The organism is Acidithiobacillus sp. TH-A35 (assembly GCF_057473505.1).
This window is the reverse complement of the sequence record NZ_JBYCKR010000235.1, coordinates 1-7,529: the sequence shown is the minus strand read 5'-3', so window position 1 is coordinate 7,529 and position 7,529 is coordinate 1. Positions and strand designations below refer to the sequence as shown.

Below are 7,529 nucleotides of genomic sequence, written 5' to 3'. Positions count from 1 at the left end.
GGTGCTTTGGAATGGGAAGCAAGGGCCTCCTCTCGCTGAGAAGTATGCCGGAGTTCGCTGATAAGCGTCATCTCGGGGTGGAGGTTATTTGAGGGTGCCGGATAGCGGGTCTTGGCGGTGTCGGCAAAATTATGCCGCTACGGTGGTGCACAGAGGTGTCCCCGGTATGTTTGTGCCGGTTTTGACGCCCGTTGGTTTTCCTAGGCTGAGGCTGACGTAAAAAGCCCCACAAAACTTACTGGTTGGTTCGGATGCGCTGTCCAGGCATGTGTTTTGCTTTCAATGTCACATGATGATTTGTGTGGAGGAGGAGGCTGGTATGGGTGGTTTTCTGGATCAGGCACTCAATCCCCTTGCAGATGCCTTACGGGTCAGTGGTTACCGGCAGCAACTGCTGTCGGCCAATATTGCTAACGCCGATACACCGAACTACAAGGCGGTGGATATTCCGTTCAGCAAAACCTTGAAAGCGGTTCAGGCGGGTGATCGGGGGGGGCTGGCCATGCAGACGGATAATGCGCGGCAACTGGCGGGATCGCCTGCCAGCGCAGGTCTGGCTGCCTTTGTGCATTATCAGCGCGGTAGCCAGGTGGGCCTGGACGGCAACTCTGTGGACATGAACCGCGAACAGGCCAGTTTTTTGCAGAATAGTGTCGTATATCAGGCCGATTTGACCTTTCTGACAGGTGCAATCAAAACCCTGAACTCAGTCATCACCGGCAATGTGATTTAAAGTAAGGAGAGGTTCGATATGTCCATGTTTTCAGTGCTCGATGTGGCCAGCTCGGCGCTTACCGCGCAGAGCTATCGCTTGAACGTGGTGGCGAGCAATCTGGCCAATGCCAATTCTGCGACGAGTTCGAACGGGCAGCCCTATCGCGCCCGGGAGGTGGTATTCGCTGCTCAGCCTCTCTCCGGTAACGCTGCGCCTGCCGGTGTCAGCGGTGTGCAGGTGGCGGGCGTGGTGACCAAGCCAGGACCCTTCAAGATGGTATATCAACCAGGCAATCCCCTTGCGGATAAGGCGGGCTATGTGAAAATGCCTAACGTCAATCCGGTGGATGAGATGGTGAATATGATCTCGGCATCCCGTGCCTACCAGGCCAATGTCAATGTCATGAACACCGCCAAAATCCTGCTGCAAAAAACACTCACCCTATAGGAGCCTGATCATGAGCGTCAATTCTCTGACATCCAGCGTCAATCCTTTTTACGCCTCCCTGCAGAGTAGTTCAGCAGCAAGCTCGGGTAGTGCGAGCAGCGGCGCCAGCGGGCTCGCCAGCGAGAATACCTTTTACAACCTGCTGGTCACCCAGTTGACTAATCAGGATCCGCTCAATCCGATGAGTAATTCCCAGCTTTCGTCACAGCTGGCGCAGTTCAGTGTCGCCAACGGGGTGCAGGCCATTCAGGGGTCGCTGAGTTCGTTGATGGGGCAGATCAACCAGAATCAGGGCTTGCAGGCGGCCTCCCTGATCGGCAGGTCGGTCACGACCTCCGGTAATCAACTGACTCTGAATGGTGGCACTTCAATGGGCGCCTACGACCTCAGCAGCGGTGCCAGCGCTGTCGATGTGTTAGTGCAGAACAGCGCCGGGCAAACCCTGGCGGTGTTGCCCCAGGGAGCGCAGGCGGCGGGGATGCAGAGTTTTAGCTGGAACGGTGCCGATGCCAGCGGCAACGCCTTGCCGAGCGGAACGTATCAATTTTCGGTGCAGGCGAGTGGAGCCAACGGCCAGAGTGTCAGCAGTACGCCCTATATGGCGGGGGTCGTCAACGGCGTGACTTTAGGGGCTGCGGGGCCAACCCTGGAACTGCAAGGTCAGCAAGGTTCAGTGCCCTTCAGCGCCGTTCAGAATATTATTTAAGGGGTGGTGATATGGGAACTTTCAATACGGCGTTAAGTGGCCTGCAAGCGGCGAGCACCAATCTGCAGGTGCTCGGCAATAACATCTCCAACGCCAATACAGTGGGTTTCAAGAGCTCCAACGCCCAGTTTGCCGATGCCTATGCGGCGGCGATGGCCAACGCCGCGCCGACTCAGGGGCAGGTGGGTATTGGTACCCAGGTGCAGACCATCGCCCAGCAATTCACTCAGGGCAATATCCAGACTACCAGTAATCCGCTGGATGTGGCGATTAACGGCAATGGTTTCTTTCAGTTCAATTACAACGGCGCCACGGTCTATGGTCGCAACGGCCAACTGCAACTGAACCAGAATGGGGTAGTGGTGGATGGCAATGGCGGCGAACTGGTCGGCATTCAGGCGCAGAACGGAAAGCTGACGGGGGCCAGTGGGCCGCTGACTATCAGCCAGAATGCGTTGCCGCCGCAGGCCTCTTCCGGGCTGAGTATCGGGTTGAACCTGGATTCGACCAATACGCCGATCACCGGCACGGCCATCAATCCCAATAATCCCAGTACGTACAACTACTCTACGACGACGACGGTATACGACAGCCTGGGCACATCACAGTTGTTAACCACGTATTATCAATTGTCTTCCGCCAGCCCCACCAGCGGCCAGACGTGGAATGTGGGTTACTCCGCGACGGGAACGGCCAGTGGCACGGCCGCCAGCGGAACGCTTGCAACCCCGCTTCAATTCAACTCAAGCGGGCAAGTTCAGCCGCCCAGTAGTGGAACTGTCAGCCTCCAGTGGGCAGATGGGGCCGCCCCCAGTACCCTCGCCGTCAACTTCAGCGGCAGTACTAACTACAACTCCGCCAACGCCGTCATCAATGCCAGCAGCAATGGCTACGGCACCGGCCAGCTCTCCGGCCTCTCCATCGATCCCAGCGGCAATATTTTCGCCCGCTACAGCAACGGCCAGTCGCAGGTCATGGGGCAGATTACGCTCACCCGCTTCGCCAACAATAACGGTTTGCAGAATCTCGGTAACAACTACTTGGCGCCGACCTATGTTTCCGGGCAACCCCTGTCGGGATCGCCGGGCAGTAGCAATCTGGGGGTGTTGCAGTCGGGTGCGGTGGAGCAGTCGAATGTGAATTTGTCGCAGTCGCTGGTGAATCTGATTGTCGCGCAGCAGGCCTATCAGGCTAACGCCCAGACCATCAAGACCCAGAATGCCGTGGTCCAGACGCTGTTAAGCCTGTGAGGATAACGGACTATGGATACCCTCTATATTGCCATGACTGGAGCCCGCGCGATTCTTCAGCGGCAGACGGTAACCGCCAACAATCTGGCCAATGCCAACACCACCGGTTTTCGTGCTGACGAGGCGCAGTTCAGCGCCTTGCCGGTGTACGGTCAGGGCCTGCCGACCCGTGCCTATACGGCGACAGTGAACCAGAGTGTGGATTTCCAGTCCGGGCCGGTGGTGCATACGGGGCGGCCATTGGATGTGGCGGTCAATGGCCAGGGCTGGCTCGCGGTGCAGGGTCCCGGCGGACAGGAAGCGTATACGCGTGACGGCAATCTGCAGATCAGCGGACAAGGTATTCTGACGACGGCGACAGGTCATCCCGTGCTGGGCGTTAACGGCGCGCCCATTTCTCTGCCCCCTATGCAGTCTCTGGTGATCGGCGCCGACGGGGTGGTCTCCGGCGTTCCCGTGGGGAGTCAGCCCGACGCGGTCATGGCCATTAACCAGATCAAGCTGGTGAATCCGCCGGAGAAGACTTTGCAGAAAGGCGCCGATGGCCTCTTTCAGACCAGCGGCGGCAAATCCGCGCCGGAGAATGCCAACGTCGTGCTGGAGCCGGGCGCGCTGGAAGGCAGTAATGTCAATCCGGTGAATAGCATGATCCAGATGCTGCAGGACAGTCGTCAGTTTGAAATTCAGACCAAGCTGATGCAGACCGTTTCGCAAGACCAGCAAAGCGCCACTCAACTGCTCGTGGTGCCATGATAAACAGGAGCAATGCCCAATGATGCGATCCTTATATGTGGCCGCTACCGGTCTGGAAGGCGAGCAAACCAAGATGGACGTCATCGCCAATAATCTGGCGAACGTGAATACCACCGGTTTCAAACAATCCCGGGCGGTCTTTCAGGACTTGCTGTATCAAAATCTGCGTCAGCCCGGTGCGCAGTCTTCCCAGACGACGCAGTATCCTTCCGGTCTGCAACTGGGTACCGGTGTGCGGATAGTGTCCACAGAGCGTCTCATGACCCAGGGTAATCTTACCCAGACGGGTAATTCCCTGGACGTGGGCATCAATGGGCAGGGTTTCTTCCAGATCATGCAGCCCAACGGCACGATGGCTTATTCTCGGGATGGCACCTTTCAGATGAATAATCAGGGACAGTTGGTCACGTCCAACGGTTATCTTCTGCAGCCGCCAGTCACCATCCCGCCCAACTCCCAATCCATCACCATCGGCAGCGATGGTACGGTGTCGGTGGTGTTGCCCGGACAGGCGCAGCCGCAACAGGTGGGTACCATCCAGCTCGCCAATTTTATCAATCCCACGGGTCTGCAGAGTATCGGTGACAACCTCTACTTGCAGACGGGCTCTTCCGGTGCGCCCCAGACCGGCCAGCCGACCCTGAATGGTCTCGGTTCCGTGCAGCAGGGTTACCTGGAATCTTCCAACGTCAACGTGGTATCAGAACTGGTGAACATGATCTCCACCCAGCGTGCCTACGAGATTAACAGCAAGGCGGTGTCCACATCCGATTCCATGCTGCAGTATCTCACCCAGAATCTTTGAGGACAGTTGATGCGCGCGCGGGGAGGCGAAATGATGATCCTGAGTGGCCTGAATGGCCTCCTTTCTAAGGGTTGGCGCGGCTTTGCCCGTGTCGTCATGGCCGTCGGATGCCTGCTCAGTCTTGGCGCCTGCGCTACGTTGAAGGGCCACCGCGACCTTAAGCCGCTGACGCCTCTGCCCATCCCGGCAAAGCCGGAATCTCTTGCCGCGCACCCCGCCAACGGGGCTATCTGGCAGACGGGGACCAATGTTTCCCTGTTTAATGACAACCGGGCCAATCGCATCGGTGATCTCATCACGGTGCTGATTCAGGAGAACTCCAGCGCTTCCAATAATACCAACACCGCCATCAACACCTCGGATTCGCTGAATGCGGCGCTGACCAATTTCTTCGGTATCACGCCCGCCTTTGGCAGCGTGGCGGGCAGCCCTTTCAGCCCCAGTATGGGAGCTACCAGCGGCCAGAAATATGGTGGTACCGGAGCCACGACCCAGAGCAATACCTTTACGGCGATGCTGGAAGTGACAGTGGTGCGGGTGCAGGGGAATGGCAATCTGGTGATTGAGGGGTCCAAAGAGGTATTGCTGAATGGTGGGCATGAATACATTCGGGTGGCCGGGATCGTGCGGCCCGCTGATGTGACGCCGCAAAACACTATCCTCTCGACCCAGATTGCAGATGCACGGGTGGAATATAGCGGCGACGGCAGTATTTATTCGGCGGCGCGGATGCCCTGGCTGGCGCGCTTTTTCCTGTCGCTGTGGCCGTTTTAACCGATAAGGTCCGATCATGAGAACGCTTCGTTGGAAAGGACTTCTGCTGATACTGATAACCATGACACCAGCGCTCGGGTATCTGGTCGGAGCGCATGCGGAAACCGTGCGCAATCTGGCTACGGTCGGCGGTGTGCGCAGCAACCAGTTGGTGGGCTACGGACTGGTGGTGGGGCTGAACGGAACAGGCGACCAAGCTACTCAGGTGCCCTATACCACACAGTCCCTGCTGAATATGTTTCAGCGCCTCGGTATCAATCTCCCGGCCTCCGTAGCCACCAATCTGCAGCCCAAGGATGTGGCCGCCGTGATCGTGACGGCCCATCTGCCGCCCTTTGCGCAACCTGGGCAGACCATTAATGTCACAGTGTCGGCAGTCGGCAATGCCAGTAGCCTGATGGGGGGCACCTTGCTAATGACCCCGTTGAAAGGTGCGGATGGGCAGACCTATGCCGTCGCTCAGGGCAATCTGATCGTCAGTGGTTTTGGGGCCAGTAGTAACGGTGCTTCGGCACAGGTCAACGTGACGACGGCCGGTACCATCCCCAATGGGGCGAATGTGGAGCGCACCGTCTCCAATGGATTCGATCAGGCTGGGCCCATGACCCTGGAACTGCATACCCCGAGTTTTACCACCGCCGCGCGGATTGCGGACGTCATCAATCAGCAACTGGGCTATGGCATTGCCGAGGCGATGAACGCAGGGGAGGTCAAAGTGCAGGCCCCGACATCACCGGGGGCGCGGGTGACCTTCCTTTCCGAGATCGAGAATCTGGACGTCACCCCGGAAACCCCGCTCGCCAAGGTGATTATTGATGCGCGCAGCGGGACCGTGGTGCTGGGCCAGAATGTGACCTTGGGTTCCTGTGCTGTGGCCCACGGTAACCTCTCGGTAACCATCTCCCAGAAGTATCTGATCAGTCAGCCGAATCCGCTGGGAGCCGGGCAGACCGTGGCGGTTCCGCAAGCCAATGTGAACATTAACCAGTCCAACGCCAAACTGCTGATGTTCAAGCCGGGCGTCAGTCTGGAGGCCGTCGTGCGTGCCTTGAATGCGGTGGGTGCGACGCCCACCGACCTGATCGCCATACTGCAGGCCATGAAGGCTGCAGGCGCACTGCATGCGCAACTGGAGGTAGTATGAGCGGCCCCGTAAGTCTCAGCGCCAGCACCCAGGCGGTGAATATCAACCCGAAAGCGGCATCCGCGGCGGCCAGCGATGCCCTGAATTTCTCGGGTTTGGCGCAACTGCGCAGTGATGCGCAGGCACACAACCCTCAGTCTATTATGGCGGTCGCCAAACAGTTTGAGGCGGTGCTGATGCAGGAAATGCTTTCGGCGATGTCTGCCACTTCGTTTGGCTCCGACCTTACCGGGAAAAATGCCGGACCGATGTTCAAGTCGATGTTCAACCAGCAGATCGCGCAAACCGTCAGTCAGGGCCAAGGGATGGGTATCGCGCAGACCCTCGCCAGGGAAATCGCCAGTCGTTACCACTTGCACTGGGGTGAAAATGGCAACCCTGTGCTGGCCGAAGGTAAAATGCCGGTTCCAGAGCGCAATGCCGCCCTGCTATCTCCCGCGGCCGCATCGCCGTCCTGGGCCAAACCATCGCAGGCGCTGGTCCGGCAGGCCACCGCCTTTGTCGCCGCCATCCTGCCCGCCGTACAGTCCGTAGCGCGGAAACTGGGCGTCGCGCCCAAGGCCATCATCGCCCAAGTCGCTCTGGAAACCGGTTGGGGCAGCCATGTGGCGGGAAATAATCTCTTCGGTATAAAGGGGGCTGGTAGCTGGCAGGGACCATCGGTGAGCAGTCTGACTCACGAATTTGAGGATGGCGTGAATCAGGTGGAAACGGCTGTTTTTCGCGCCTATGGCAGTTTCCGCGCCAGTGTGCAGAACTACGCCCAACTGCTGCTCGATAATCCGCGTTACCAGTCAGCGCTGGGGCAGGGGAATAATGTTGCGGCTTTCGCAGAGGCCCTGCAGCAGGGAGGGTATGCCAGCGATCCACAATATGCCGGAAAACTGGTGGCAGTGGCAGATAGCCCATTGATGGAGCAGGTGATGGCCGGGCTT

The 7,529-nt window shown here is 58.4% G+C and carries 9 protein-coding genes; all 9 read left to right on the top strand.

Annotated elements, in window-relative coordinates; genetic code table 11:
- Positions 1-319 precede the first annotated feature (319 nt).
- Positions 320-733, top strand: coding sequence for a flagellar basal body rod protein FlgB (gene flgB / locus AC2VNK_RS07880; protein ID WP_486883394.1), 414 nt, complete (start codon positions 320-322; stop codon positions 731-733).
- An 18-nt stretch (positions 734-751) separates the two neighbouring features.
- Positions 752-1,162: a flagellar basal body rod protein FlgC gene (gene flgC / locus AC2VNK_RS07875; RefSeq protein WP_215876211.1), complete on the top strand. Its 411-nt coding sequence runs from the start codon at positions 752-754 to the stop codon at positions 1,160-1,162.
- 10 nt (positions 1,163-1,172) lie between these two features.
- A complete protein-coding gene (locus AC2VNK_RS07870) occupies positions 1,173-1,868 on the top strand; it encodes a flagellar hook assembly protein FlgD (protein WP_486883393.1) in 696 nt (231 codons plus the stop codon).
- Between the two features lie 11 nt (positions 1,869-1,879).
- On the top strand, positions 1,880-3,118 hold the full coding sequence (flgE, locus tag AC2VNK_RS07865) for a flagellar hook protein FlgE (RefSeq protein ID WP_486883392.1): 1,239 nt from the start codon (positions 1,880-1,882) through the stop codon (positions 3,116-3,118).
- Positions 3,119-3,130: 12 nt separating this feature from the next.
- Positions 3,131-3,871 carry a flagellar basal-body rod protein FlgF gene (gene flgF / locus AC2VNK_RS07860; RefSeq protein ID WP_291523365.1) on the top strand — a complete coding sequence of 247 codons (741 nt, stop codon included), beginning with the start codon at positions 3,131-3,133 and terminating at the stop codon, positions 3,869-3,871.
- 19 nt (positions 3,872-3,890) lie between these two features.
- Positions 3,891-4,676 (top strand): flagellar basal-body rod protein FlgG, encoded by a 786-nt coding sequence (flgG, locus tag AC2VNK_RS07855; protein WP_486883391.1) that lies wholly within the window; start codon positions 3,891-3,893, stop codon positions 4,674-4,676.
- A 30-nt stretch (positions 4,677-4,706) separates the two neighbouring features.
- Positions 4,707-5,450 (top strand): flagellar basal body L-ring protein FlgH, encoded by a 744-nt coding sequence (locus AC2VNK_RS07850; RefSeq protein ID WP_486883390.1) that lies wholly within the window; start codon positions 4,707-4,709, stop codon positions 5,448-5,450.
- Between the two features lie 61 nt (positions 5,451-5,511).
- Positions 5,512-6,594: a flagellar basal body P-ring protein FlgI gene (locus AC2VNK_RS07845; RefSeq protein ID WP_486883389.1), complete on the top strand. Its 1,083-nt coding sequence runs from the start codon at positions 5,512-5,514 to the stop codon at positions 6,592-6,594.
- Positions 6,591-7,529, top strand: a 939-nt coding sequence (gene flgJ / locus AC2VNK_RS07840; RefSeq protein ID WP_486883388.1) for a flagellar assembly peptidoglycan hydrolase FlgJ, incomplete at its 3' end; no start/stop codon positions are given. The genes AC2VNK_RS07845 and flgJ, both read left to right, overlap by 4 nt.

What these genes read in the sequence shown, in the direction of transcription:
- flgB (WP_486883394.1), top strand. Translation starts at nt 320, where the DNA reads ATGGGTGGTTTTCTGGATCAGGCACTCAATCCCCTTGCAGATGCCTTA.
- flgC (WP_215876211.1), top strand. Translation starts at nt 752, where the DNA reads ATGTCCATGTTTTCAGTGCTCGATGTGGCCAGCTCGGCGCTTACCGCG.
- AC2VNK_RS07870 (WP_486883393.1), top strand. Translation starts at nt 1,173, where the DNA reads ATGAGCGTCAATTCTCTGACATCCAGCGTCAATCCTTTTTACGCCTCC.
- flgE (WP_486883392.1), top strand. Translation starts at nt 1,880, where the DNA reads ATGGGAACTTTCAATACGGCGTTAAGTGGCCTGCAAGCGGCGAGCACC.
- flgF (WP_291523365.1), top strand. Translation starts at nt 3,131, where the DNA reads ATGGATACCCTCTATATTGCCATGACTGGAGCCCGCGCGATTCTTCAG.
- flgG (WP_486883391.1), top strand. Translation starts at nt 3,891, where the DNA reads ATGATGCGATCCTTATATGTGGCCGCTACCGGTCTGGAAGGCGAGCAA.
- AC2VNK_RS07850 (WP_486883390.1), top strand. Translation starts at nt 4,707, where the DNA reads ATGATGATCCTGAGTGGCCTGAATGGCCTCCTTTCTAAGGGTTGGCGC.
- AC2VNK_RS07845 (WP_486883389.1), top strand. Translation starts at nt 5,512, where the DNA reads ATGACACCAGCGCTCGGGTATCTGGTCGGAGCGCATGCGGAAACCGTG.